The organism is Pseudomonas sp. MF4836 (assembly GCF_002018875.1).
In the GTDB taxonomy this organism is placed as follows: domain Bacteria; phylum Pseudomonadota; class Gammaproteobacteria; order Pseudomonadales; family Pseudomonadaceae; genus Aquipseudomonas.
Window position 1 is genome coordinate 376,414 of the sequence record NZ_MVOL01000001.1, and the last position, 25,695, is coordinate 402,108.

General features: G+C 61.3%; 24 protein-coding genes, 1 tRNA gene and 1 pseudogene. 15 read left to right on the top strand and 11 right to left on the bottom strand.

The genetic code is table 11. The features are described from left to right. Positions 1 to 619: 619 nt before the first annotated feature. Together MF4836_RS01810 and MF4836_RS01815 are read left to right on the top strand one after the other, a co-directional pair. Positions 620 to 802, top strand: a pseudogene (locus MF4836_RS01810) (nitrilase-related carbon-nitrogen hydrolase); the annotation flags it as partial. A gap of 80 nt (positions 803 to 882) precedes the next feature. Beyond that, positions 883 to 1,326: a GNAT family N-acetyltransferase gene (locus tag MF4836_RS01815; RefSeq protein WP_078468826.1), complete on the top strand. Its 444-nt coding sequence runs from the start codon at positions 883 to 885 to the stop codon at positions 1,324 to 1,326. Positions 1,327 to 1,349: 23 nt separating this feature from the next. Here the strand turns inward: MF4836_RS01815 and MF4836_RS01820 are convergent, their stop codons facing one another. After that, positions 1,350 to 1,586, bottom strand: coding sequence for a DNA-binding protein (locus MF4836_RS01820; protein WP_078468827.1), 237 nt, complete (start codon positions 1,584 to 1,586; stop codon positions 1,350 to 1,352). An 81-nt stretch (positions 1,587 to 1,667) separates the two neighbouring features. Here MF4836_RS01820 and MF4836_RS01825 point away from each other — a divergent pair, with 81 nt between their 5' ends. The 5 genes from MF4836_RS01825 to MF4836_RS01845 all read left to right on the top strand — a co-directional run bounded on the left by MF4836_RS01825 (position 1,668) and on the right by MF4836_RS01845 (position 5,378). Next, entirely contained in the window at positions 1,668 to 2,033 is a 366-nt protein-coding gene (locus MF4836_RS01825) for a helix-turn-helix domain-containing protein (protein WP_078469138.1), read from the top strand. A gap of 145 nt (positions 2,034 to 2,178) precedes the next feature. Continuing rightward, a complete protein-coding gene (gene gacA, locus MF4836_RS01830) occupies positions 2,179 to 2,820 on the top strand; it encodes a response regulator transcription factor GacA (RefSeq protein WP_020295157.1) in 642 nt (213 codons plus the stop codon). 2 nt (positions 2,821 to 2,822) lie between these two features. Then, positions 2,823 to 4,646: an excinuclease ABC subunit UvrC gene (uvrC, locus tag MF4836_RS01835; protein WP_078468828.1), complete on the top strand. Its 1,824-nt coding sequence runs from the start codon at positions 2,823 to 2,825 to the stop codon at positions 4,644 to 4,646. A gap of 32 nt (positions 4,647 to 4,678) precedes the next feature. Continuing rightward, positions 4,679 to 5,239 carry a CDP-diacylglycerol--glycerol-3-phosphate 3-phosphatidyltransferase gene (gene pgsA, locus MF4836_RS01840; RefSeq protein WP_020295155.1) on the top strand — a complete coding sequence of 187 codons (561 nt, stop codon included), beginning with the start codon at positions 4,679 to 4,681 and terminating at the stop codon, positions 5,237 to 5,239. Between the two features lie 63 nt (positions 5,240 to 5,302). Further along, positions 5,303 to 5,378, top strand: a tRNA-Gly gene (locus MF4836_RS01845). Between the two features lie 143 nt (positions 5,379 to 5,521). Here MF4836_RS01845 and MF4836_RS01850 read toward each other — a convergent pair. Both MF4836_RS01850 and MF4836_RS01855 read right to left on the bottom strand, forming a co-directional pair. After that, positions 5,522 to 6,718 carry an MFS transporter gene (locus MF4836_RS01850; RefSeq protein WP_078468829.1) on the bottom strand — a complete coding sequence of 399 codons (1,197 nt, stop codon included), beginning with the start codon at positions 6,716 to 6,718 and terminating at the stop codon, positions 5,522 to 5,524. Continuing rightward, on the bottom strand, positions 6,718 to 7,758 hold the full coding sequence (locus MF4836_RS01855; protein WP_078468830.1) for an MDR family NADP-dependent oxidoreductase: 1,041 nt from the start codon (positions 7,756 to 7,758) through the stop codon (positions 6,718 to 6,720). The genes MF4836_RS01850 and MF4836_RS01855 overlap by 1 nt, the downstream gene beginning before the upstream one ends. A gap of 433 nt (positions 7,759 to 8,191) precedes the next feature. On the opposite strand from MF4836_RS01855, the gene MF4836_RS01860 reads away from it, so the two are divergent. Next, positions 8,192 to 9,127, top strand: a complete 936-nt coding sequence (locus MF4836_RS01860; RefSeq protein ID WP_161955724.1) for a helix-turn-helix transcriptional regulator — start codon at positions 8,192 to 8,194, stop codon at positions 9,125 to 9,127. A 98-nt stretch (positions 9,128 to 9,225) separates the two neighbouring features. Here the strand turns inward: MF4836_RS01860 and MF4836_RS01865 are convergent, their stop codons facing one another. The 7 genes from MF4836_RS01865 to MF4836_RS01895 all read right to left on the bottom strand — a co-directional run bounded on the left by MF4836_RS01865 (position 9,226) and on the right by MF4836_RS01895 (position 17,909). Continuing rightward, on the bottom strand, positions 9,226 to 12,129 hold the full coding sequence (locus MF4836_RS01865) for a DUF4132 domain-containing protein (protein WP_078468832.1): 2,904 nt from the start codon (positions 12,127 to 12,129) through the stop codon (positions 9,226 to 9,228). Between the two features lie 30 nt (positions 12,130 to 12,159). Beyond that, positions 12,160 to 12,600, bottom strand: coding sequence for a hypothetical protein (locus MF4836_RS01870; protein ID WP_078468833.1), 441 nt, complete (start codon positions 12,598 to 12,600; stop codon positions 12,160 to 12,162). Between the two features lie 151 nt (positions 12,601 to 12,751). Beyond that, positions 12,752 to 13,144 (bottom strand): hypothetical protein, encoded by a 393-nt coding sequence (locus tag MF4836_RS01875; RefSeq protein ID WP_078468834.1) that lies wholly within the window; start codon positions 13,142 to 13,144, stop codon positions 12,752 to 12,754. Between the two features lie 47 nt (positions 13,145 to 13,191). Next, positions 13,192 to 14,922, bottom strand: coding sequence for an FAD-dependent oxidoreductase (locus MF4836_RS01880; RefSeq protein ID WP_078468835.1), 1,731 nt, complete (start codon positions 14,920 to 14,922; stop codon positions 13,192 to 13,194). A gap of 70 nt (positions 14,923 to 14,992) precedes the next feature. Continuing rightward, positions 14,993 to 15,313, bottom strand: coding sequence for an NIPSNAP family protein (locus MF4836_RS01885; protein ID WP_078468836.1), 321 nt, complete (start codon positions 15,311 to 15,313; stop codon positions 14,993 to 14,995). Beyond that, positions 15,282 to 17,057 carry an FAD-dependent oxidoreductase gene (locus tag MF4836_RS01890; RefSeq protein WP_078468837.1) on the bottom strand — a complete coding sequence of 592 codons (1,776 nt, stop codon included), beginning with the start codon at positions 17,055 to 17,057 and terminating at the stop codon, positions 15,282 to 15,284. The genes MF4836_RS01885 and MF4836_RS01890 overlap by 32 nt, the downstream gene beginning before the upstream one ends. Positions 17,058 to 17,090: 33 nt before the next feature. Beyond that, on the bottom strand, positions 17,091 to 17,909 hold the full coding sequence (locus MF4836_RS01895) for a shikimate dehydrogenase family protein (RefSeq protein ID WP_102047873.1): 819 nt from the start codon (positions 17,907 to 17,909) through the stop codon (positions 17,091 to 17,093). A 146-nt stretch (positions 17,910 to 18,055) separates the two neighbouring features. On the opposite strand from MF4836_RS01895, the gene MF4836_RS01900 reads away from it, so the two are divergent. The 7 genes from MF4836_RS01900 to MF4836_RS01930 all read left to right on the top strand — a co-directional run bounded on the left by MF4836_RS01900 (position 18,056) and on the right by MF4836_RS01930 (position 24,322). Continuing rightward, a complete protein-coding gene (locus MF4836_RS01900) occupies positions 18,056 to 18,829 on the top strand; it encodes an IclR family transcriptional regulator domain-containing protein (RefSeq protein WP_078468838.1) in 774 nt (257 codons plus the stop codon). Positions 18,830 to 19,159: 330 nt separating this feature from the next. Beyond that, complete coding sequence (locus MF4836_RS01905) at positions 19,160 to 20,362, top strand: pyridoxal phosphate-dependent aminotransferase (protein WP_078468839.1); 1,203 nt, start codon at positions 19,160 to 19,162, stop codon at positions 20,360 to 20,362. A 54-nt stretch (positions 20,363 to 20,416) separates the two neighbouring features. Further along, complete coding sequence (locus MF4836_RS01910; protein WP_020295059.1) at positions 20,417 to 21,316, top strand: transporter substrate-binding domain-containing protein; 900 nt, start codon at positions 20,417 to 20,419, stop codon at positions 21,314 to 21,316. 211 nt (positions 21,317 to 21,527) lie between these two features. Next, positions 21,528 to 22,256: an amino acid ABC transporter permease gene (locus MF4836_RS01915; RefSeq protein WP_078468840.1), complete on the top strand. Its 729-nt coding sequence runs from the start codon at positions 21,528 to 21,530 to the stop codon at positions 22,254 to 22,256. Positions 22,257 to 22,258: 2 nt separating this feature from the next. Then, on the top strand, positions 22,259 to 22,945 hold the full coding sequence (locus MF4836_RS01920) for an amino acid ABC transporter permease (protein WP_078468841.1): 687 nt from the start codon (positions 22,259 to 22,261) through the stop codon (positions 22,943 to 22,945). Next, positions 22,942 to 23,670 (top strand): amino acid ABC transporter ATP-binding protein, encoded by a 729-nt coding sequence (locus MF4836_RS01925; protein ID WP_078468842.1) that lies wholly within the window; start codon positions 22,942 to 22,944, stop codon positions 23,668 to 23,670. Before MF4836_RS01920 ends, MF4836_RS01925 begins: the two co-directional genes overlap by 4 nt. A gap of 193 nt (positions 23,671 to 23,863) precedes the next feature. Beyond that, positions 23,864 to 24,322, top strand: coding sequence for an Lrp/AsnC family transcriptional regulator (locus MF4836_RS01930; protein ID WP_078468843.1), 459 nt, complete (start codon positions 23,864 to 23,866; stop codon positions 24,320 to 24,322). Between the two features lie 51 nt (positions 24,323 to 24,373). On the opposite strand, the gene MF4836_RS01935 is transcribed toward MF4836_RS01930, so the two are convergent. Then, positions 24,374 to 25,600: an aminotransferase class V-fold PLP-dependent enzyme gene (locus MF4836_RS01935; RefSeq protein ID WP_078468844.1), complete on the bottom strand. Its 1,227-nt coding sequence runs from the start codon at positions 25,598 to 25,600 to the stop codon at positions 24,374 to 24,376. Positions 25,601 to 25,695 lie beyond the last annotated feature (95 nt).

Consider the following 25,695-nt stretch of genomic DNA (forward strand, 5'->3'; position numbering starts at 1 on the left):
GGCTTCCTGGGCAGGCGGCGGGACGGTTCCCGCGCGCGGCCCTACTGGGGTGTTCGACAATTGGCCGGATTGGCGATTGATGTTGGGTTGCCACCAGTCGGTGACCGATCGGAGGCGGCAGGCTGTCCCGAACGGAGGTTGCTAAATCGCCAGGCGAAGGATGGGTAACGGTAATAAGTGGCGTAGTTCATGGGTCAATCCTCAGTAAGTTCGGTGTGTTGCTAAAAATGTGCAGCCCTAAAAAAACAAAACCCCCGGTCGGGAAGCCGACCGGGGGTGAGAAGTTCTCTGGTGGGCGACCCGTGAAGTGGGCGCCGTTTGGGTATCAGGCGCGCCAGTGGCTAAACCAATACCCAAAATAAAAGCTTGCCGGAGCGCAGACGTTGTTCACCCGGGCAGCCGCCACCGAGCGCGAGGCGCTGGCAGTGTGACGATGCGTGGAAGGGATGAGGGGCAACATGCTGTTTCTCCGTGAAGTGGGGCGAGCTTACTTGAGGCGGGGGTTGCGATTCAATCACTAATTTCTATGGCGATTGAGGCCGGGATCTATGGATTAAGCCACCGGAAGTTTTATGACACACTCGCCGCTCGCGAGCGTTGCCGCCCTTCAGGATCATTCATGCCGACACTGACCATTGCTGCTGCCCAATCGATTTCCGTGGTAGGCGACCTGCCTGGCAATATCGCTCGGCACCTCGACTTTATGGCCGCGGCCGCCGAGCAGGGCGTGAAATTGCTGGTGTTCCCCGAGTTGTCATTGACGGGTTATGAGCCTGAGCGGGCGGCCGATCTTGCCGCAGCACGCGGTGTCGGCGAACAGTTGGTGATCGCCCGGCGCACGGACCAGGTCTGGAGCGGGCGTATCGTGGGCGTCGTGTGCTCTTGAGCGGATTCGAACTGCGCCCGGCCAGCGCGGCGGACCTGGCGTTCGCCCGCGACCTCACCCGCGAAACAATGCTTGGCTATCACATTCGCCACGACCTGCTGTGGCTGGATCAGGCGTTCGACGTCGCCTGGGTCGGACGGGAGAATTGGCTGATCTGCCGTGGTGCCGAGCGCTTGGGTTTTGTCAGCCTGAGCCGTGATCTCAAGGCGCTCTATATTCGCGAACTGCACGTGCAGGCCAGTCGCCGAGGGCAGGGCGCCGGCGCCTGGACAATCGAACAGATGCTGGCGAAGGCACGCCATGAACGGCGCGGCCTGTTGCGCTTGACCGTGTTCAAGGACAACCCGGCCCAGGGGCTCTATCGGCGGATGGGGCTTGAGGTGGTGGGCGAAGACGAGTGTTTTCTACGGATGGAGCGGCACTGTGTCGCACCTGGGTAGGCGGGGCTGCTTCCGATTGGCTGTCACGGTTCGACGGTAGGGAGTTGAGCGGGTATTTCGTCCGCCAGAATGATTCCGTCCTTCATGCCCAGCAGCACCGCGACTTTATGCGCTTCTCCGCGCCGACCTTTTTTGCGTCCGGCCAGCACCTGATAGGTGGTCGCTGGATCGACACCGTGTTCACGTGCGAACTGTTGTACGGATTTACCTTGGTGTTCTAGCCAGGCCTTGGCTTGTGCGGCAGTGCGGATACCGGGCATAGTTCAAAACCGTTCAAATTTGTTCAATGCGTGAAGAGTGTAACACCCCTAGGGGTGTATAAAATGGGATCATACATCCAAATGAGTGGAATCGGTTCGCGGTTACGACGGGAGCGAGAGCGCCTGGGCATGTCGCAGAAAGTTTTTGGTGAAATAGGTGGCGTTGAAGCCAACGCGCAAGGCAAGTACGAGAGCGGTGACCGTGCGCCCAAGGCGGATTATCTGTCACGGGTCGCCGCCCAGGGGGTGGATGTGCTGTATGTGTTGACCGGCAGCCGCATTCCGGTCCATGTCGGTCATCTGAGCCAGACCGAGGAGAAGGTGCTGGACAGCTACAGAGCGTTGTTCAAGGAGGATCAGGATGCTATCCGGCGCCTGACCATGACCCTCGCAGAGCTCTCTGCTTCCAGCGTGTCGCGCAGAAAGGTGGGGGTGCGCGAAACCTGAGAACCAAGCATTTACTCAGGGATAACTCGGTAATCGCTGATTATTGTGAATAGATGCTCTTTATGTCGCGCTGCCATTAGGTCTGGGCGCTGCTTTTTTGCTAAGGTGTCCGGCAACCTATAAGACCATTTCGCGAGGTGTCTGCTTGATTAGGGTGCTAGTAGTCGATGACCATGATCTCGTTCGTACAGGCATTACACGAATGCTGGCTGACATCGATGGCCTGCAAGTAGTCGGACAGGCCGAGTCGGGAGAGGAATCCCTGCTCAAGGCTCGGGAGCTGAAACCCGATGTAGTCCTGATGGACGTCAAGATGCCCGGTATCGGTGGTCTTGAAGCGACGCGCAAATTGCTGCGCAGCCATCCTGACATCAAAGTCGTGGCCGTCACGGTCTGTGAAGAAGACCCGTTCCCGACCCGCTTGTTGCAAGCCGGTGCGGCCGGGTACCTGACCAAGGGCGCTGGCCTCAACGAAATGGTCCAGGCGATCCGCCTGGTGTTTGCCGGCCAGCGCTACATCAGCCCGCAGATCGCCCAGCAACTGGTGTTCAAGTCATTCCAGCCTTCCAGTGATTCGCCGTTCGACGCCTTGTCCGAGCGTGAGATCCAGATCGCGCTGATGATTGTCGGCTGCCAGAAAGTGCAGATCATCTCCGACAAGCTGTGCCTGTCGCCGAAAACCGTGAACACCTACCGTTACCGTATTTTCGAGAAGCTCTCGATCAGCAGTGATGTCGAGTTGACGTTGCTCGCGGTTCGCCACGGCATGGTCGATGCCAGCGCCTGATAATGACTGACCAGTTTGATCCCAGTGCTTTTCTATCTACCTGCAGTGGCCGTCCCGGCGTGTATCGCATGTTCGACAGCGAAGCGCGCCTGCTCTACGTCGGTAAAGCCAAGAACCTGAAAAACCGCCTGGCCAGCTACTTTCGCAAGACCGGCCTGGCGCCCAAGACCGCTGCCCTGGTGGGGCGCATCGCGCAGATCGAAACCACCATCACCGCCAATGAAACCGAGGCCCTGCTGCTCGAGCAGACGCTGATCAAGGAATGGCGGCCGCCCTACAACATCCTGCTGCGCGACGATAAGTCCTATCCCTATGTGTTTTTGTCCGATGGCGACTTTCCGCGCTTCAGCATCCATCGTGGGGCCAAGAAGCAGAAGGGCAAGTACTTTGGTCCTTACCCCAGTGCCGGCGCCATTCGCGAGAGCCTGAGCCTGCTGCAGAAGACCTTTATGGTCCGCCAGTGCGAAGACAGCTACTACAAGAACCGCACTCGGCCCTGCCTGCAGTACCAGATCAAGCGCTGCAAGGCGCCTTGCGTCGGCCTGGTGGACGCGCCGGTGTATGCCGAAGACGTACGGCATTCGGTGATGTTCCTGGAGGGGCGCAGCAATGCCCTGACCGACGAGCTTTCCAGCGCCATGGAAGCTGCCGCCAGCACCCTGGACTTCGAAAAGGCCGCTGAACTGCGAGACCAGATCTCCCTGCTGCGCCGGGTCCAGGACCAGCAGAGCATGGAAGGCGGCACTGGCGATGTGGATGTGGTGGCGGCTTTCGTTAACCCGGGCGGTGCCTGTGTGCACCTGATCAGCGTGCGCGGTGGGCGAGTGCTGGGCAGCAAGAACTTCTTTCCCCAGGTCGGTATCGAGGAGGAGGTGGCCGAGGTCATGCTGGCGTTTCTCGGCCAATACTTTATCAGCAGCCCTGAACGCGACTTGCCGGCCGAGTTGATCGTCAACGTGGTCCACGAAGACTTTCCAACCCTGATTGCCGCCATCGACGAACAGCGTGGGCGTGAACTGAGTATCAGCCACCGGGTGCGTGGTACCCGGGCCCGCTGGCAACAACTGGCCGTGACCAATGCCGAACAGGCCTTGAGTGCGCGCTTGGCCAACCGGCAGCACGTGGCTGCCCGGTTCGATGCCCTGGCCGAAGTGCTCAACCTCGACGAACCACCGCAGCGCCTGGAATGCTATGACATCAGCCACTCCAGCGGTGAGGCCACGGTGGCGTCCTGCGTGGTGTTCGGTCCCGAGGGGCCGATCAAGTCCGACTATCGGCGCTACAACATCGAAGGCGTGACCGCCGGCGATGACTACGCGGCGATGCATCAGGCCCTGACCCGACGCTTCAGCAAGCTCAAGGACGGCGAGGGCAAGTTACCGGACATCCTGCTGGTGGACGGCGGCAAGGGCCAGCTATCCATGGCCCGTGATGTGCTCAACGAGCTGGCGGTGCCGGACCTGATCCTGCTCGGCGTGGCCAAGGGCGCTACACGCAAGGCCGGTTTCGAAACCCTGTACTTGAATGACGCGGCCCACGAGTTCACCCTCAAAGGCGACTCGCCGGCGCTGCACCTGATCCAGCAGATTCGCGATGAGGCTCACCGTTTCGCGATCACCGGGCACCGTGCCCGACGTGGCAAGACCCGACGCACCTCGACCCTGGAAGGGGTGGCGGGCGTGGGGCCGAAGCGGCGGCGGGAGCTTCTCAAACATTTTGGTGGATTGCAGGAGCTGTCTCGTGCAAGCATCGAAGAGATCGCCAAAGCACCGGGGATCAGTAAAAAGCTCGCAGAGTCGATTTATGCAAGCCTGCATAGCGAGTAGAATGCCACCTCACCTCGTAGCCAGTTGTGCCGATGAATATCCCTAATCTGATCACCGTTCTACGCGTCCTGCTTATCCCGATTTTCATTCTGCTGTTTTACCTGCCCTACAGCTGGAGCTATATGGCGGCCAGTTCGGTGTTTGCCTTCGCCGCTGCAACCGACTGGCTGGACGGCTACCTGGCGCGCCGCCTGGAGCAAAGCACTCCGTTCGGTGCCTTCCTCGATCCGGTGGCCGACAAGCTGATGGTGGCGGTGGCCCTGGTGCTGCTGGTGCAGGAACACGGCAACCTGTGGCTGACCTTGCCGGCGGCGGTGATCATCGGTCGTGAAATCGTTGTCTCGGCATTGCGCGAATGGATGGCCGAACTCGGCGCCCGTGCCCACGTTGCCGTGTCCAACATGGGCAAATGGAAAACCGCCGCGCAGATGCTGGCGCTGGTGATCCTGCTGGCCAACCCGTCGGACTTCAGCTTCTGGGTCCTGGTCGGCTATGCATTGTTGCTGATCGCCGCAGGCCTGACCTTGTGGTCGATGCTGCAATACCTGCGTGCCGCGTGGCCGCACCTGAAGACCAATGCGGAAAAGAAATAAAACTTTTTTGAATCAAGGGCTTGACGCCGCTTCTGATTTCTATAAAATGCGCACCACCAAGACGCGGGAATAGCTCAGTTGGTAGAGCACGACCTTGCCAAGGTCGGGGTCGCGAGTTCGAGTCTCGTTTCCCGCTCCAAGCATTAAAAAATGGACCTCTGAAAAGAGGTCCATTTTTTTCGTCCAGAGAAAAGTCTTTCTTTGATTCTTGCCGCCCCGTATCTGACCTGCTGAGTTGCACCCAGCCGGAGCGAGATGTGCGGCAGATCTCGCTCCGAAGGCTCACACCTTGACGTTACGCCCGGCCGGCAACGCCACGATCAATTGAATCAGCAAAATACCCGCCAGCAACAACACAGGGAGGTTCCAGTCTCCATTGTGTTGATAGAGCGCCCCAACCATCAGGGGGCCCGCGGCGGCAATGAGGTAGCCCACGGTTTGCGCCATGGCCGAAATGCGAGTGGCGGTGTCGATGCTGGCGGACTTTGCCACGAACAGGAACGTCCCCAGAGAAAGACCGGCGCCTTGCCCGGCGCCGAGTACCCCGGCCCATACGGTTGCGCTGTGCAAAGGCGAGTACATCAGCCCCAAGGTTCCGGCCAGGCATAACAGGATGGTTGCGGCAATGTGAGGGCGGTGGTCCTGGGTGCGTGCAGCCAGCAGCGGCATGACAAAACTGGCGAGCATCAGGCTCAGTTGCGAGAGCGAGAAAATCACTGCGGCAGTTGCACCGTCGGCGCCACGGTCTCTGAGCAGGGTGGGCATCCACGGCAGGAACACGAACAGGTTCAGCACCTGCAGTCCGAAGAACAGGGTGATTGCCCAGGCCGTGGGGTCGCGATACACATTGACGCCCGGGCCGCCATGGCCGCTGCCCGGCCGGTGGTGCGCGGCGTGCCGCACTTGCGGAGCCCACAGCAACAGTGCGAGCAAGGCCGGAATGGCCCACAGCCCGAGGGCGTGGAACGCCGAAGCGCGATCAGCACCCAGCCATTGGAACAGCGGCAGCGAGGCGCTGGCCCCCAGCACCGCGCCGGCGCCGAGCATCAGTGCATAGATCCCCATGACCATGCCCATGCGCTGTGGTCCGAAGCGTTTTCGCGCGAGCACGGGCATGATCACGTTCATCACGGCAATGCCCGCACTGCCCACGAAGGTGCCCACGATCAACCCAGGTTCACCCAGCCCGCGAACGCTGCAACCCATACTTAACAGGATCAGGGCGAAAAACAGCGCACGCTCCTCGCCCAACCAGTGCCGCAACCTTACGCCGGCCATGGAGAACAGGCCCAGCAGTGCCAGGGGCAGGGTCGTCACCAGCAAGGTGGAGGTAAAGCCCAGTTGCAGGTTCTCCAGCAATGGGCCGACGGTGCTGAAGATCAATCGCAGGTTCAGCGACACCAGGATAAAACCGGCCCACAGCAGCCATGATTGCGCGGCGCTGGTATTGACGTGAGGCGAAACGGTTGAAGTCCCCATCACCCTTCAAGCTCCACCAGGACCAGGCTCTTGAGGTGGCCCGCACAAGCCTCCTGCAATGCCAGCGGTGCTTGGACCAGGCCTTTGACCAAGGTGTGGGGGATACGAATACCGCCGTCGCGCTGCCACAGCGCCAGTTGTCGTATCCAGGCGTCGAACATTTCTGGTGCTTCTTCGTCGGCACTGAAACCGCGTAGCGTCACTCCCCTGAGAATCAGGGGGAAGGTGTCCAGTTCGACCGGTGCCTTCAGGGTTGCGCTGTGGGGGTTCAGTTCCGCCGACACTGCTCCGAGCAGTACACAACGTGCACCGTGCCGGACAATCTCCAGGGCGGCCGCCAGTTGTTCGCCGCCCACCATGTCGACGATAACGTCGATACCCTCTGGCGCCATGCGGGCCAGTTGCTCGCGGATCGGCTCGCCTTCGCGCGTGACCACGGCGTCATAGCCCAGTTCGGCCTGCATCCACCGGGCTTTCTCTTGGTTGCTGGTGCTGCCGATGACCCGTGTAGCACCCAGTAGCCGGGCGATTTGTCCGGCCATGGAGCCAATGGCGCCGGCGCCGCTGGTGACGAAGACTGTATCGCCCGGACGAACTTGCACGGCCTTTACCAACGCGGCGTAGGCCGTCCAGCCATGCCCGAGCCAGGCGGCAGGATCAACGACCGGGGCATCGATGAGCGTGCATTGCTCGACCGGCAGCACCGCGTAGTCGCGCCACCCCAGGGGATGCATGACGAGGCTGCCGACACTGAGGCTGACCCCGGCACCGACCCGGATCACCTCGCCAATGGCGCCATCGGCGAGGGTGTCGCCAGGTTTGAGCGGGAGGAAGGGAATGCCTTTGACCTCTTCGGCACCCGCTTCGGCCATCAAACGGGTCGAGATAGAGACCCGAAACCAGCGATTGCGCACCAGCACCTGCCCGGGGCCGGGTTCTGCAACCGCCGTTTCGACCACCGCGAAATGCTCGGCCTTGAGTTCCCGCGAGTGGTAACCGAGGAGTTTGACCTCCCGTGCTTTGAGTGTGTGTTCCGTCATGAATGGACTCCTGCGGTATTCATTTGATCGCCCCTGGGGCGGGCGTATGGAGGTGCTGTCGGTAAAGGCTGGAAATTGACGGGGCGCCAGAGGCGCAAGGCGGGCACACAGGGCTGATCGGCGCTCAACACGTGGCGTGGCGCGACTTCATGGGCACGCTCAATGGGCGTCGGTTGAACGAGGTGCTCCGCGCCCAGCGCCGGCAGGTTACCGGCAGCAAACAAGGGCAGCGCTATGAAAACAGTGCCATGCACCGTGTCAGGGAGATCAGTCATGGGGTGGCCAGGGCCGAAAGAGGCGCTAATTAAGGTCGGGCCACTATAGAATCCCAATGCGAATGGATCTTTTTACAGGTTTAGGCAGTCCGGATTATCTGTTTGGCATTTCGCAGATATCCCGGCATTGGGGCAGCGCAACACAAGGAATGATGAGCATGAGCTACCGATTTTCCTCCACGGACAGGGCTGCGCCTTCTCGCCTGGGGCAAACGCCTTGGCAGCGATCCCAGTTACCCGAAAGCCTGGGCACCTGCTTCACTGACTCTCTGACATTCGAGGATGGCCTGGCAGTGACCTACTCCCAGTTCAACCCGAACGTTGACCTGGTGGAGAGTGGGTCGTTTGAAGGGGAGCGTGCCCTGACGGTAGCGATCGCGTTGTCGGGACAGTCGAGCAGCACCGGCATGGACGGACAGCGTTACGATTTCATCGGCGGCCACAGCACGGTCGCCACCTACGGCAACTTGCGCGGAGAGCGGTGTTATCCGGCCAAACAGGCGATCCGCCAGTTGCGCCTGGTGGCCAAGGCGCCGCTGCTGCAGCGGTACGGGTTGGAATACTTGATCGAGGGCGGCGTCAAGGCGCTGTCGGCCAACCGTTTATTTTGCGGCAGGCACGGTGCGGCCACACAAAGGCTGGCCAATTCATTGGTCCATCTGCACGACCAGGCTGGAGGGCTGCTCGATATCCACATTGCCGCGCTCGGGCTGTTGTCGGAGCAGATCCGACCGCTGGCGCCCGCACCAACGTCCGTAGAGGACAGGGTCCGCTCAAAGGACCAGGACTTGATGCTGAGAGCGCGGGATATCCTGATCAGCCAGTTCGACCGCCAATTAACCGTGGGGTATTTGTGCGCTGCGCTGAGCACCAATGAATTCAAGCTCAAGCAGGGGTTTCGCAAGGTGTTTGGCACCAGCCCTTACCGCATGCTGACGGATATCCGCATGGCAAAAGCCAAGGAGCTTCTGGAGTCAGGCATGTACGTGTCCACGGTGGCGTACAAGGTCGGGTTTCAACACCTTTCGAGTTTCAGTAGCGCCTTCGAAAAGTATTACGGGTGCACCCCCAAGTCATTGCGTCACGCCAAATGACACAGAAATGGCCACGGGGATTGGCAAAAACGGCAGGGCTACAGCAGCAATAGGCAACGATATGAGATCCAGTGCTTCAAGTCCTGCATCAAGCCCCGTCAGCCGCCTTGCTGTATCTGCTCCAGTATCAGGCTGTCGGTGATGTTCATGTCGTCCAGCAACAGAAACATCTTGCTCAGCACCTCGGCCATTATCTTGTCGGTGTCGGCGAACGGCAGGTAGAGCTCGGTGACGTTGCGGCTCGCGGGCACGATGCACAGGTAGTTGCCGGGTTCGATATGGATGACGGCACTGCCCAGATGAATGCGGTAGTTCGCACGCTGGCCGGTAATGTGCAGAAAATGCCCGGCACATTCAACGTTTCGCAAGCCCAGTCCCTGGATCAACTCGGCGACCAGTTCGGCGCGTCGCTGCAGGGTTTCGTTGCTGGTGCTGTAGCCGTCTGCGGCGTGGGCCACGGAGACCAGCAGGTCGGCGTCACGCATGACTTCCGAGAACAGCAGCGGCGGTACGTGCTCAAGGGGGATGGCTTTCTGCTCGCGGTAGAACGCAATCGTGTCGAAGATAAAGTGCTCTGTTTCCGAGAGGTAATGGCCGGTTTCCAGAAAGTTGAACAGGGCGTAAATCCCGTGTTCTTTGCTCTCGTAGTAGATGTCCTCGACGCTTGAGGTCGACCAGTTGCGGGCCTGCAGCAATCGCGCCGCGACGTTGCTTTTCAGGCGGTGGCCGGCAAATCGGTTGGACCACAGGCCGCTGTCTTTCTCGGCAGGTGTCAGCAGGTACAGCTCGCGAAAGGCCTGTTTGAACGGTTGCACGCGGCGATGGCTCACCACGTCTTTCTGCCAGGCCGAGAGTTGCCCTGCCGTAAACAGATGAAAAGGGTGAGCAATCCGCAGGGTTTTTGCCGCAGTGTGCTGGCGGCCTTCAAGGTCAGTCACCGTCAGCGTGGCGGTGTCGAGCCAGCCCAGCGCAGCGTCGTCGACCTGCACGATCAGTTGCTCCAGCAGCAGGCGCACCGCGGGCATGTTCAACAGCGGTTTCAGCTCGTCCAGGGCCAGGGTTTCGCCGCTGCTCATCATGGCTTCCAGGGTGCGGCAGAAGCGTGCGATCTGGTCCTTGAGCAGGGCCTGCTGTGCCTTGAGGGCGACGAAATCTGCGCTTTTGCGAATGGCTGGCGGTGCGGTTTTGAGCGTCTTTCCGGCTTTGCAGATGTGCAAGGTGGGGGACAAGCCGTCAATCACCAGCGTGACCTCGTAGCCATCGATGGTGGCGGCTGTCAGGGCGGATTCGGCGATTTCCGATTCCATGGCCCATTCCAGGCGCATCGCCGAGGGGTAGCCGGCGACCCGCGCCAGGTTTTCCAGCCCGGCCTGCACGGCGGCGTGGGAGTTGGCCTGACGCTCAGCGCCGTATTTACGCACCTCCTTGTGCAGTTTTTTCAGTGTCAGGTAACGCTGGCGTACGTCGTCCGCATCGGTGACGGGCAGCAGGCCATAGATGCGCATGGCCGCCTGGGCGTGGCGGGTCAGCTTCTTTTCCAGCGCCGGTCGACCGATGCCCTGGTAGGCATCGAGCAGCACGCGTGTCTCGGGAAACGCCCAGTGCGAGGGTTTGAGTGCCGCCAGGTACTGACGCAGGTGGTCCGGGTCGGCCTCGGCCAGCGCCTTGTCCAGCAGGTAGCGGTCTACCACACCCACGGTTTCATCCAGGGTATTGGGCAGGTCGCTGCCCCAGCCGGACTGAGGGGCCAGGGCAATGTTCAGGTATTCACGCTGGAAGGCCTGCAGGTCGCTCCAGCCGAGCGCGTCGAGCACCACTCGGCTGGCGTGTCCGGCGTAGGGCAGGGCGGTCAGCAGGGTATTTTTTGAAAAACCCCTCAGCGCCGCGAGCAGCTCGGCCGATTGCTCTCTGGGCAATTCCTGAAGCAATAGGAAGCGTTCGAGCACGGCGGCCGTATCGCCGAAGCGGTCGAAGAAGCCATCGGGAGTCATGCCCAGTCGTTCGACTACCGCCAGGGCCTGCAGCAACCAGCGGCTCTGATACACCTCGACCGAACCCAGGATGTCAGCCAGCCGCTCGGCATTGTCGGGCAGCCCGGCCAGGGCGCTCTCGGCATAACGCGCGGTGAAGTTCGCCAGTTCAGGAGGCACTGCGGCGGGTTCTTCTGTGTCGGGCGCATCGCTCTGGGGCGACTCGTCATCGAGGTCTTGCGCTTGCGCGGCCTCGTCGTCTGCATCGTCTTCGTCGAACGCTTCATCGCTGCCCAGTCCGGCGACGTCTGAGTAGAACATCATGGCGCGGCCCCAGGTATCGGCCGCCCGCACGAAACGGGGGTAATCGAGGCGGCCCGCTGCCAGCAGGCCCAGAGCGATGCACTTGATATCCCGATGCAGGTAGTGATACGGGTCGGCGACTCTGCGTTGTTCACCATCAGGCGCTGAAGAGGGCTGTGCGCGGTTCCAGCTGCCGTCCAACAACCATTCGGCGAAACTCTGCCAGGCCGGGGTGGACGGGTAATTGCTCAGGCGATTGATGCAGGCTTGAACGTCCGGGAAGGCCCAGGCCTGGTCGGGACTTCTTCGGTAATAGGCTGGGCCATCCTCTTCAGTGGGCAATGGATAGTCACTGTCCTCGAAGGCAAATTGCAGCATGTGCCGCAGTCGCGAACAGATCTGTTCCAGCGCGTAGGCATCCGGGTGAGCAGTGATCCACGCATCGCAGAGTTGATATTGCAGGCCATAGCGCCGTTGATCGCGGTGGTCCTGCAGATCGTCCCAAACGGTCGGGAACACAAAACCATCAGCCAGTGCCTTGGGCCCATCCTCGGGATGCTGCCTGACCCAGTCATCGGCTATGCGCAGGAGGTCGAGGTCTTCCCAGAAATCGATCTCGGACTCTTCATCGGTTCCGGGCTCGCGATAGGCATCCAGCGCTCTATCACAGAAGGCTCGCAGCGCAGCGAGGCGTGTGGCTTGTTCAGGCAGAGGACGACGTGATGGCATGAGGTAATCCGAAGAAGTGAGCGACGAGGGTCAACCGCCAATCAGCGGCACCAGGCGGATAAACGCGAGGGTGGAAGGGGGACTCAGTTCGATGGACTCATCGAGGCTTTGCAGCATGACGCCGTTGTGCAGAACGCGGAACGCGCGGGTTTCGAACCCCTTCAAGGCTCGTTCGACCTCAACCCCGACATCCAAGTCCGGAGGCGCACTGGCCTGAGGCATGGCCACCGCGCCTTGACGGGCCTGCTGAAGAACGTCCCGCTCGCTGAGGTATTGGCGGTCGAGCGCTTCGCGCGCCGACAGGTGTTGCAGCCAGTGCTGGACCGACAGCGCAGCGATCTGTTGGCCCACGGTCAGGCGAATGAGCTCGGCGACCGTCAAGGTCAATGAAGTCGGTTTCAGGGTGACGGGGGGCAGTAAAGGCTCCTGGCGCGCGCCTTTTAGGCAATAGCTATGAACCACGAACTCCATGACGCATTCCTTGCAAGTCAGGCCAGCCGGGCGGATGGCGCCTTAGCATAGTCCTGTGGGCAATAAACGTCATCGCACTTTATGGTGGGAGCCGCATAAGACGGGAGCTGTGGGTATGGCCCCGTGGATCATGGCGCAGTGCGTTCAGGGTTCAGAAAAAATCAGCCATCAGCAGTGCGCTGTCTGTCGCAAATATTGACTCATAGATCGCTTCATGGGGGACGTCACGGGCCAACCAGGCACTTGCGCTATAGACCCGTGCCTTGTTGAAAAAAACCAGGTGCCTTTCGTCTCCCCGCTCAAACAGCCTGAATTGCTGCTCCTCCATTTCCGCGCAGAGCGCGTCGAACAGCGCGGGGTCTTTTTTCGCCAGTGCGATGACTATCTCCGCCCGGTTGAGGCCGGCTTCGCTGGCTGCCCACAACACGATTCGAGTGGCCACCTGCCGATTTCTGCCGGGGAGGCCGGCGTCCAATGCCTGTTGCACCTCGGGATAACGGCAAGCCAGGCGTGAAGGCATGATCTTTTGCGGGGTATGGCTCATCACAGGCTCCCGAGGGTGGTTCTCCACGCTGGCGTTTTTCACCCTGACTAAGGCGCAGGTCGGCCGGTTGGCGCTTGGTCAGGGGCCAGGCCGGCAAGCGTTTGCGCGGCGATGTAGCCAAAGGTCATGCCCGGGCCGAGGGTGATGCCGCCGCTGGGGTAGTGGCCGTTCATGATGCTGTTCATGTCATTGCCTACGGCAAACAGCCCGGGAATCGGCACGCCGTGTTGGTCCAGGGCGCGGGCGCAGGCATCGGTGTTCAGGCCGGCGAAGGTGCCGAGGCTGCCGGGCACCAGTTTCACCGCGTAGAACGGTGGTGTACACAGGCCGCCAAGGGACGGGTTTGGCCCGTGCAGGACTTCGCCCTGTGCCTGGTTGTACAGCGACTCGCCACGCTGGAAGAGCGGGTCATGCCCCTGGGCCGCGCCCAGGTTGAATGCGCTGACGGTGGCTTGCAGTTGCCGGGCATCGATGCCGCATTGGCGGGCCAGGTCGGCCAGGGTCGGGGCCTTGAACAGGTAGCCCGCGCGCACGTAGCGCGCCGTCGGAAATGGAAAGGGCCTGGACCAGCCCAGGCCATAGCGGCGTTGGGCGCGGTGGTCGCAGATCAGCCAGGATTGCGGGGTTTCTCCAGGTCCCGTGGCGGCAAACAGGGCGCACATGTAGTCGTGGTAGGAGTCGGCCTCATTGACGAAGCGTCGGCCATCCTGGCGCACGGCGATAAATCCCGGCTTGGCGCGTTCCATCAGGTGCGCAAAACCACTGAAGCCGCCGTCTTCGCGCGGCACTCTCGACACCGGCGCCCAGGCGGCGGCATGGGCCAGGTCGGACACCACCCATGCCCCGACGCGCTCTCCCAGGCGCAGACCATCGCCGGTATTGCCCTTGGGGGCCGCGCTCAAATGGTCGCTGCCATGGGCGGCATGCTGGAACAGGCGCGCGATGCGCTGGTGATCGTGAGGGAAGCCCCCGCAAGCGAGCACCACGCCACGCCGGGCGCGGATCTCGACCCGGCGTCCGGCGGATTCGACGTGCGCCCCGACCACGCGTTCACCGTCACGCAGCAGTTCCCGTACCGGCGTATCAGTCAGCAGGCGTACCTTTCGATCCAGTGCGCTTTTGAGCAGGCGGGCCACCAGTGCATTGCCGTTTACCAGGTGCATGCCGCGGCCATGGCGCAGCAGGTCGCGGGCGTGGCGCAGCAGGCGTTTGCTGGCGTAGAGCAATGAGGACGGCGACTGGCGGGCATTGAGCAAATGATTGAGATCGGCACCGCCGGCGATGCCCATGCCGGCCAGGCTGATCAGGTCGAGTGGACGTCGCAGCCGGTTGATCCAGGGACCGAGGCGTCGCCCGTCGAAGGGCAGGGCACAGACCGAGCGGCCACCTGCTGCGCAGCCTTCGGTGGCGTGAAAATCAGGCATTTTGCTGCCGGAGAAAAACTGCACCTCGGTATGGCGTTGAAAAAACTCGACCATTTTCGGGCCCTGTTCGAGAAACGTCTCCACACGAGGGTCGAGCACCGTGCTGCGCAGTTCATGCCGCAGGTAAACCCGCGCCTGCTCCAGGTCCTCGACGATACCCTCGGCGATGGCCAGGGGGTTGCGTGGAATCCACAGCCAACCGCCCGACCAGGCGCTGGTGCCGCCGAACTGCGGCTCCTTCTCCACCAGCATGACGTCGAGGCCCAGTTGCGCCGCCGTGACCGCGGTTGCCAGACCAGAGGCGCCGGAGCCGACGACCAGAACATCACAAAACAGGGGATCGCTGATGGACATAGGGATTACCGCGATAAGGACGATGAGGTTGGCCGCTCCCGATTGGAAGCGGCACAACACGGCGCCGGGGTTATTTGAGCGGGGAAAAGTCGGTAGGACGCAGCAGGCGTGATTCCAGGGTCACCACGGCGTTCAGCTCCTTGTTCAGCCGCGCAAACTCCTGCCAGCGCGGGTCGGCAGCCATGGCGTTGCGACGGGTGATACGTTCGTCAAGGCTGGCGTAACCCCAGATGTGCAGCACCTGATTGACCTCACCGATTTCGGTGGTGAAGAAGCCGATAAGGTTGCCCAGGTGTTCCTGCTGCACCGCCAAGGCGTTGCTTTTGTACAGGGCCAGCCAGTCGCCGAGCTTGGTGGGGTTAAGGGTGTAGGTGCGCAGTTCGTAGTACATGCTGTTCTCCAGTGGGGGATGGTGAAGCGGTGCTGGTGAGCCGGCGCGCGATGTCGCTGGCGGCGAGGTAGCCGAAGGTGAGACCGGGGCCGAGGGTGATGCCCGGGCCAGGGTAGGTGCCGTCCATGATCGAGTTCATTTCGTTGCCGGCGGCGTAGAGCCCGGGGATCGGCGCGTTGCTCCGATCCAGCACGTTGGCCTGGCCATTGGTGACCAGGCCGCGGGCGGAGCCCAGGTCGCCGGTAAACAGGCGTATGGCGTAGAAGGGCGCCTTGCGCAGCGGTTTCAGGCAGGGATTGGGTTGGTGCAGCGGGTCGCCCATGTAGCGGTTGTAGGCCGTACTGCCCTTGCCGAACAGGGGGTCGACGCCGTGTTCGGCATCGGCGTTGTACTGTGCCAGGGTCTGCTCCAGGGACGCGGCGTCGATGCCGGCGGCAAGCGCCAGCTCGGCGAGGCTGTCGGCGCGCAACAGGTAGCCGGCCTTGATCAGTGCGCTGTTGTCGACGGGGCTCGGTCGCGCCAGGCCCAGGCCGTAGTTGTTCAGGGCTTCGCTGTCACAGATCAGCCAGCAGGGCGCATTGGCACCGCCCTGGGCGAACATCCCTTGGACGAAACAGTGGTAGGAATCCGATTCATTGACGAAGCGCCGTCCGGCACGATTGACCGCGATCACCCCGGGTTTGGCGCGGTCGGTGACCAGATGGGGAAAGCGCTCCACGCTGCCATCGGCCTTGTGCAAGGCCGAGACCGGGGCCCAGAAGAAATTCGCCGCCAGGTGATCGCCGACGGCGGCGTTGATCGACGCCGCCAAGCGTTGCCCGTCACCGACGTTGGCGGACGGTGACATGCTCCAGTGTTCCGAGCCGGTGTCTGGCCGCTGTTGCGCCGCGTGGGCGCCTGCTGCAAAGCCGCCCATGGCCAGTACCACACCGCCCCGAGCGAATACCGGACGGGTGATGGCGCCTCGGGAAATCTGCACCCCGCGGACCCGGCCATGCTCGATGATCAACGCCTCGGGTGTCGCCTGCAGCCACAGGTCGACGCCATTGGCCAGGGCCGTGGTCGCCAGGCGCGCGATCAAGGCGTTGCCCACGGTCAGGCGCGTGCCGCGGGGATGGCTGAGGCGGTCGATGGCGTAGCGGGTCAGCAGTTTCAGGCAGTGCCAGAGGGATTTGGGCGAACGCTTGATGCTGAGAAAATGCTGGATGTCGACCCGATTGACCATCATGCCGCCGAACAGCAGCATGCCGTCCGGTGGTCGTTTCAGGTCCTTGAAATGCTCGCCGAGGCGGCGTCCGTCGTATTCGTCGATTTCCAGCGCCCGGCCAGTGAGCGTGCCACCGGGCAAGTCCGGGTAATAGTCGGGCGACAGCGGGCGCAGGCTGTATTTGAGTTCGCTGTGGGTTTCCAGGTAGTGCAGGGCTTCACGACCGTGCTCGATGAACGCGTCGATCAAGGGCGGGTTGTAGCCTGGGCCTATCACCGCTTTCAGGTAGTCGCGCATCTGCTCGGCGGCCAGGTGATGCCCGGCGGCCCGGGCCTGATCGGTATCGTGCAGCCACACCGCACCCCCGGAAATCGCCGAGGTGCCGCCGAAGGCTTCGGTCTTTTCCACCAGCAGGACCTTGAGCCCGCGGCAACTGGCCGTCACCGCCGCGGCGAAACCGGCAGCGCCGCTGCCCAGGACAATGACGTCATAGGTCTGGCCGGCGTCGGCCGAGGCCAGGGAAGTCGTAGTGTTCATGGTTGTCACCTGTTTGAGGACGTTGCCGGAGAGTCAGATTTCCAGCGGCGTCACGCCCATGAAGTGCCCCAGGTTGCCCAATTGCGCCAGGGCCATTTCCGGTCCGGTCTGGATCGGGCAGCCGAGGCGTCGGGCAAAGGCGAGAAAGGGTGTCACTGCCGGTGAGGTCACGACGTCGGCCACCAGGGTGCTTGCGTTGAGGGTTGCCATCAGGGCCTCGGGCAACGGCATCGGGCCCTCATCGCGGGTTGCCCCCATGCCCACTGGCGAGGCGTTGACCACCAGGTCGAAGGGGGCGAGCGAGGTCGGTCCGGCGCTGATCGCGATAGCCGGGAAGGCACTGCGCAACAGCTTGCCGAGTGCCTCGACGCGTTCGTGGCTGATGTCGCTGATGACCAGGCGACTGACTCCGGCCTGGCACAGTGCGTAGGCAATGGCGCTGCCCACGCCGCCTGTGCCGATCACCAGGGCCTGTTTGTGCTGGGGGTTGAACCCATGCTTGCGAGCGGCGTTGAGAAAGCCTTCGCCGTCGACGATATCGCCCACCAGCCGGCCGTCGGCCTCGCGGCGGATCACATTGATCGAGCGCAGCGCCGTCGAGCGTTCACTGACGCTGTCCAGGCTCCCGGCCAACTGCTGTTTGTAAGGCACGGTCACCACGCATCCGCGCAGGTTGTGCCAGCCGCGCAGGGTCTGGACGAAAGCGTCGAGGGCGGTTGGCGCCAGGTCGATGGCGATCATCGCGACGTTCTGCTGCTGGTCGACGAACCAGCGATTGAAGTTTTCCGGCGACTTCACCTGGGCGATAGGTGAGCCGACGATGGCGACCAGTTCAGTTGAACCCTGGATCATGGGGTAGTCCCGCTTATTGGCTGTGTTGTGGAGCCAATACTGCAAGCGAGGTACAGGGCGGACAATCAAACGCACCCTGGAATACATTGATAATCGCATCGCCACTGCGATAATCGCAGTATTTGCCCCTCAAGGAGCCACGCCCGATGAAGCAACCCACCATCCATCAGCGGGATCTGATCGTTGGCCTGCAAAAGGGCTTGGCCCTGTTGCAGCTGTTTTCCCAGGAACATCCGCGCTTGAGCGTGCCCGAAGTCGCGCGCATGGCCGAGATGACCCACAGCGCGGCGCGGCGCTTTTTGCTGACGTTGGTGCATGACGACTTTGCCCAGACCGATGGCCGCCATTACTGGCTGACCGCCAAAACCTTGCGCATCGGCCAGGCCTATGTCGATTCCGCGGTACTGCCGCGCATGCTGCGCCCGATCGTGGAGCAGGTCGCGCGGATCACCCAGGAGCATGTGTCGGTGGGCGTGCGTGATGGGGATGACATTGTGCACGTGGTGCGCAGCCGCTATAGCCACATCACCTCGATGTCGATCCGCCCCGGTTCACGGGTGCCGATGTATTGCACCGGCAGCGGCCGGCTATGGCTGGCGAGTCTTTCTCCGGAGGCGCTGGCGGCTTACTTCCAGCGCAACCCGCCACGGGCCATCACCCCGTACACCCTCACCGACGAAACCCTGATCCGCCGTGAAATCGCCCTGGCCGGCGAGCGCGGCTATGTGATGGTGGATCAGGAATACGAAGTGGGCATGCGCGTGCTGAGCGTGCCGCTGATCGATCGGGAAGGGCACTTGCAGGCCACGCTGACCCTGACCACTCACGCCTCGCGCATGACCCTTGAGAGCATGCGCGAGCGCTACCTGTCGGCGCTGTATGAAGGGCAGGCACTGTTAAGGCCGATCATGACGCTCTGAGTTTCAACAACAGGCCGTTTGGAACCTGTTGAAAGGGCGATTTTTGCGTGATGGTCATCATACGTCTGTCGAAAATTTGACGTCCTCATAGCACTCCTCGTCGATTTATCCAGCGCGTTTCACTGCGTGGATGCCGATCCCTGAAGCCTGAATCAGCTGAACAGCCCTTGTTTGCTAGGTTTCACGAATTTTATCGCCTCGCAGAAAAGAGCTGTATTTGCCGATTGCGAAATCAAAAAATCACATGTCATACTACATCGTACAACAGCAGTGAGGCGCTGGACGATCTTCCATGGTCTTCAGCAAACCTCCAAATAAGGCGGGTAGTTCATGAGTTTTGAAAGTCAGCGCGTCAAGCAGATCTCTTCCTCTCCCAGCATGATCATCTCCATGCGTGCCAAAGAACTCGCCAGCCAGGGTCGCGACATTGTCGACATGAGCCTCGGCGAGCCGGACTTTGATACCCCGGCACATATCATTGATGCCGCCAGCCAGGCGATGCGTGACGGGCATACTCGCTACACGGCGCCCCAGGGAACTCTGGCGCTGCGCCAGGCGATTGTCGGCAAGTTCCAGCGCGAAAACGGCCTGAGTTTCAGCGTCGACGAAATCACCGTCGGCAACGGCGCCAAGCAGGTGATTTTCAATACCTTCATGGCGACCCTGGAAGCCGGTGATGAGGTGATCATCCCCGCGCCGTACTGGGTTTCCTATTCCGACATCGTCACCCTCAACGGTGGCAGCCCGCAGGTGATCGCCTGTGGCATCGAGGTCGGTTTCAAGCTGACTGCCGAAGCGCTGCAAGCCGCGCTGACCGAGAAAAGCCGCTGGCTGATTCTCAATTCACCGTCCAATCCGAGTGGCGCCATCTACTCCCAGACCGAGTTGCAGGCGCTGGGCAAGGTGCTCGAAGACTTCCCCAACGTGCTGGTGATGTCCGACGAAATCTACGAGCACGTATTGCTTGCCGACCAGCCGTTCGTCTCATTCGGCAACGCTTGTCCTCAGTTGCGTGAGCGCACGCTGTTGATCAATGGCGTGGCCAAGGCCTATGCCATGACCGGCTGGCGTATCGGTTATGCCGCGGGCCCCAAGGCGCTTATCGCGGCAATCAGCAAAATCCAGTCCCAGAGCACTTCGGGCGCCAGCGCGATTTCCCAGGAAGCGTCGCGCGCCGCACTCGAAGGTCCGCAGGCATTCGTGAAGAGTTGCGCCGCCGAGTACGCCGAGCGCGGCCGCATGCTGGTGGAGGGCCTGAGCCAATGCGAAGGCTTGCGCCTGAGCGCGCCGGCGGGGGCTTTTTATGCCTTTCCCGAGTGCAGCCAGTTGTTGGGGCGCACCGCGCCTGACGGTCAGGTGATCACCGATGACGTCGAGTTATCGGCCTACCTGCTCAATCACGCCGGCGTGGCGGTCGTTCCGGGCCTGGCGTTTGGGCTGCCGGGTTACTTCCGGCTGTCGTTCGCCACGTCCCGCGCAAACCTACAAAAAGCGGTCGTTCGTATCCGCGAGGCGCTCGCAGCCTTGCGCTGAAGCCCTCGCTCTTTTGCTGTGCCAAAGCTGCCAAAACAATAGTCGGAGATCCCCATGCTCGATAAAAAGAAACAGCTGCTTGCCCTCGTCGTGACTGCCTGCCTCAGCGCCGGCGCCGCCCAGGCGGACGACCTCACCGGGACCCTGAAGAAGATCAAGGAGTCGGGCACTGTCACCCTTGGCTATCGCGATGCATCGCTTCCGTTTTCCTACCTCAACGATGCCCAGCAGCCCATCGGCTACAGCATCGAGCTGTGCCAGAAGATCGTTGATCAGATCAAGGTCAAGGTCGGCGAGCCCGGCTTGAAGACCGAGTACGTCTCGGTGGTCGCAGCCACCCGTACACCGTTGCTGATCAACGGCACCATCGACCTGGAATGCGGCGTTACCACCAACACGGTCGAGCGCCAGAAACAGATCGGCTTCCTGCTGACCAGCTACGTGGCCAGCGCCAAGTATGCCGTGAAGAAAACCTCTGGCATCAACAGCATTGCTGATCTCAAGGGTAAGTCGGTGGTGGTGATTACCGGTGGCAGCGGTGAGTGGATCACCAAGAAAATCGACCGCGAACAGCAACTGGGGCTGAAAATCCTCAACGCCAAAGATGGCGGTGAAGCCTTCCTGATGCTCGAGACCGGCCGCGCCGTGGCCTACATCAACGACGACGTGCAGTTGATGGCGACCATTGCGCAAAGCCGCAGCCCGGATGCTTACACCTTGCTGGCTGAACCCATGTCCGCTGAACCCTACGCCATCGGCATCCGCAAGAATGATCCGCAGTTCAAGACCTTCGCGGATGACGTATTGCGCAACCTCTACAGCAGCGGCGTGATCGATACCCAATACCCGAAATGGTTCCAGCAGCCGATTCCGCCGAAGAACGCTGTGATCAACCTGCCCATGAGCGACGCGCTGAAAGAAGCCATCGCCCACCCGAACGATACTGGCGTCTGATGCCACCCAGTGGGTCGAGTGAACACGGATCTGTGAGTAGTTAGTGTGCTGGTCATGAACGTCAAGGATGACGCGTGCGGTGTGGATGCACGTTGCAAAGGAAGGTGCTTCGCGAGCCAGCAAACGGCTGCTCCTGTGCATACGTCCCGTTCCTCGACCTGCCGGCATCTGCGAATGCTGAGTTCCGCTTTCTCTCAAAGGTTGGTGTTTCATGGATTACAACTGGAATTGGAGCGTGTTCTGGGACTTTGCGCCCGGAGAATCGTCTTCCTATCTGCATTGGCTGGTCACGGGCACCAGCTGGACTCTGGCTACAACCCTCGCCGCATTCATCCTGGCCTTTCTGATCGGTGGCCTGGTTGGCACCCTGCGTACCAGCAGCCTTCGACCGCTGGTGTGGCTGGGTAACCTCTACACCGAGGTGTTCCGCAATATCCCCTTGCTGGTGCAGATGTTCATCTGCTTCTTCGTGATACCCGAGCTATTGCCGGTATCGATGGGGGACTATCTCAAGCAGGACTTGCCCTATCCCTCGTTTTTCAGCGCGGTCGTGGCGTTGACCCTTTTCACCTCGGCCAAGCTGTCGGAACTGTTCAAGGCTGGCATCGAATCGGTTGCCGCCGGGCAGCGGGGCGCGGCGTTGGCCTTGGGCCTGCGTCCGAGCCAGATGTACCTGCAGGTACTGTTGCCCCAGGCATTGCGGGTGGTGTTCCCACCGCTGACGTCCGAGGCGCTGAACACCCTGAAAAACTCATCGGTGGCCCTGACCATTGGCTTGATGGAATTGACCGCGCAGGCGAGAAACGTCAGCGAGTACTCGTTCAATACCTTTGAGGCGTTCACCGCCGCAACCTTGATCTACGTGGTCATTTCGTTGCTGGTGACCTTTGTCATGGGGCACATCGAGCGTTCCCTGACCCTTCGCGGCGCGACGAGGTAGTTATGTTTGAACTCGATCCAAGCGTAATCGTGCGGGCTATGCCGGCGCTGTGGAATGGCCTGAAGTTCACTTTGCTGCTGACGCTGGTGGCGATGTCCGTCGGTATCCTGGCCGGCACCTTGCTGGCGCTGATGCGACTCTCGCAGAACCGCGTCATGCGCGGTTTTGCCCTGGGTTATGTAACGGTGATGCGCAGCATTCCGTTGGTGCTGGTGATTTTCTGGTTCTACTTCCTGATGCCGCTGCTGCTGCAAATGGCTTTCGGCACCGAGAGGCCGGTGCAGATCGGTCCGGTGGTCACCGCCTTCGTGACGTTCTGCATGTTCGAGGCGGCGTACTACAGCGAGATCATTCGCGGCGGCATCCAGAGCGTCAGCGGCGGCCAGAGACAGGCCGCGGCGGCCCTGGGCATGCGGCCGGCACAATCAATGTTCTACGTGATCCTGCCCCAGGCGATGCGGCGAATGACGCCGTTGCTGCTGACCCAGACCATCATCCTGTTCCAGGACACCTCACTGGTCTACGTGCTTTCCATCGCCGACTTCACCGGTGCAGCGAGCAAGTTCGCCCAGCGTGACGGGCGCCTGGTAGAGCTGTACCTGTTCGTGGCCCTGGTCTACCTGGTGATTTGCTATCTGCTGTCCAGCCTGACCAAGCGCATGAAAAGAAATATAGGGAGAACCGCATGATCCAGATGAAAAACCTGAGCAAGTGGTATGGCAACTTTCAGGTTCTGAAAAACTGCACCACTCAGCTCTCGCGGGGGGAGGTGATGGTGGTGTGCGGACCTTCCGGTTCGGGCAAGAGCACCTTGATCAAATGCGTCAATGGCCTGGAGCCGGTGCAGAAAGGCGAGATTTTCATCGATAACCAGCCCGTCACCGGCAAAGGGGTCGACCTGCCCAAGCTGCGCGCTCGAGTGGGCATGGTGTTCCAGCATTTCGAGCTGTTTCCCCACCTGAGCATCATCGAAAACCTCAACCTGGCGCAGATCAAGGTACTGGGCCGCGACCGCGACACAGCCACCAAAAAAGGCATGCAACTGCTGGATCGCGTCGGCCTCAAGAACCACGCCCACAAGTACCCGATCCAGTTGTCCGGTGGCCAGCAGCAGCGGGTAGCGATCGCTCGTGCCCTGGCCATGGACCCGATCGCGATGCTCTTCGACGAACCGACCTCGGCACTCGACCCGGAGATGGTCAATGAAGTGCTGGACGTCATGGTCCAGTTGGCAAGTGAAGGCATGACCATGATGTGCGTCACCCACGAAATGGGCTTCGCGCGCAAAGTGGCTGATCGCATCGTGTTCATGGACGGCGGAGAAATTATCGAGGACGTGAAGTCTGAAGAGTTCTTCGGTGCGCCACGCTCGGATCGGGCACGCAGCTTCTTGTCGAAAATCCTGCAGCATTAACCAGCGGCAAAAGCACGGCAGGCCCCAGGCCGCGCAACTGACGCCCGATGCCTTGCATCGGGCGTCTTGCGTCATGGGTCGCGGTTCTGCTCTGCGGCGGTTTGGATGCTGTCTCTGATGCTGCGCAACAGGTTTGCATTGCAATGACCGCCATGATTTCCTGCGCGGGAATCCTGCGCCCTGGTGACCTTGCATGACTGACTTCAAGCTTGATCGGATGGATACACGAATAATCGCTGTGCTACGCAAGGAGGGTCGAATCAGCCATCAGCAACTCTCCACCCAGGTGGGGCTGTCACCTTCTCAGTGTCAGCGACGGGTGAAAAGGCTCGAAGACGAAGGCGTTATCCGTGGCTACTCAGCGGACATTGATGAAAACAAGCTCGGCAATGATGTCAACGCGTGGGTACTGGTGACCTTGCAGCGAAACCAGCCAGGCGCCCGCGAACGCGTTGCCCTGTTGCTGCAGAACCGGCCGTGGGTGCGCCTGGCGACAGGCATCACCGGGGATGTCGATTTCATGCTGCGCGTGGTTGCGCCACGCATGGCCGATTTCACCCGGATTTTGGTCGATGAGTTGAGCAGCCACCCTGATATCAGCAGTACGCAGTCATTTATCTGCCTGGATGAGCTGGTCGGTGATCGCTCGTGAAGTCAGCATGGGTACCGGGCGCGGCAGCACCCATGCGTGGTGGCGGTGAGCTTAGAGCGACTCGTCCAGCGCCCGTATCAGTTGTTGCACTTCCTCCTGGGAGGTGTAGTGAACAAATGAAAGACGGAGTACGCCTTCGTCGGGATTGATCCCGAGCGCTTCCAGCAGGCGCACGGCATAGAAATGGCCTGCGCCGGCGATGATGCCCTTGGAGACAAGGCGCTCGCAGACTTCGCGAGGTGTGGCATTCAGGGTTTGCAGTGACACGGTCGCGGCTTTTTTCTGCGCGTTGGTGGGGCCCAGCAACCGGACACGCGGATCCTTGGCGCAGAACTCCAGCAGTGGGCTCAGCAGCCCGACTTCGGCCTGCTTGAACAGTTTCCTGAGGTTTGCGCCGCGCTCGCTGTTGTCGGCCTCGGGAAAATGGTGGGCATGCACGCTGTCAAAATAGGCCGTGACGCCGTTGACCGCTGCGACCTGGGCATGGTCAGGCCCGGCCGGGACGAACCACTTGGCCAGGTGGGCGGCGTTAAAGTAGTGCGCCTGGTTGCCGAGGAAATCCATCAGCGGCCGTCGAATGACCATCGCGCCCAGGTGCGGGCCAAAGGTCTTGTACAGCGAGAACAGGTAGACATCCGCGCCGAGCTCGGCGACATCCGGCAAGCCATGGCCAGCGTAAGAAACACCGTCGACAACGGCTACGGCGCCGACCCCATGGACGATTTCGCAGATCTCGCGGACCGGGTTGATCTCACCCAGGATGTTTGAACAGTGGGTGAAAGCCACCACTTTGGTGCGTGAGGTCAGGAGTTCTACCAGGGCCGCTGAATCCAGGGAGCCGGTGGTCGCGTTGACCTGCCATTCTTTTATGACGATGCCGCGCTTGATCAGCCGACGCCACACGCCATTGTTGGCCTCGTGGTCCTGGTTGGTGACGATCACCTCATCACCCGCGTCGAGCCGATTGGCAAAGGCCTCTGCCAGCACATAGCTGTTCTGTGAGGAGGAGGGGCCCAGGTGGACCTCCTCGGGTGCGACGTTGAGGTAGCTGGCCATTTCGCGATGAGCACGGTCCATCTCCTCGCCACCCCGGCGAGATGCAGGGTGCACACCGTAGGGTTGCATCTTGTTCTGACGGTAAAAACGATTGAGGCGATCGATGACTTCCTGACAGGCGTAGGAGCCGCCAGCGTTATCGAAAAATGCCTGGCCTTCGAGCGAGGGCTCGGCAAAGGCCGGGAAGTGGCTGCGGATGAACGGCAGATCGAGAGTGGGCATGAACAAGACTCCGGCATCGCTAGGGGGAATTTGACACGCCCTATCCTAATGGCTGACCCATGCATAAGGGCCGCATAAGTAGGGCGGGCGAACCC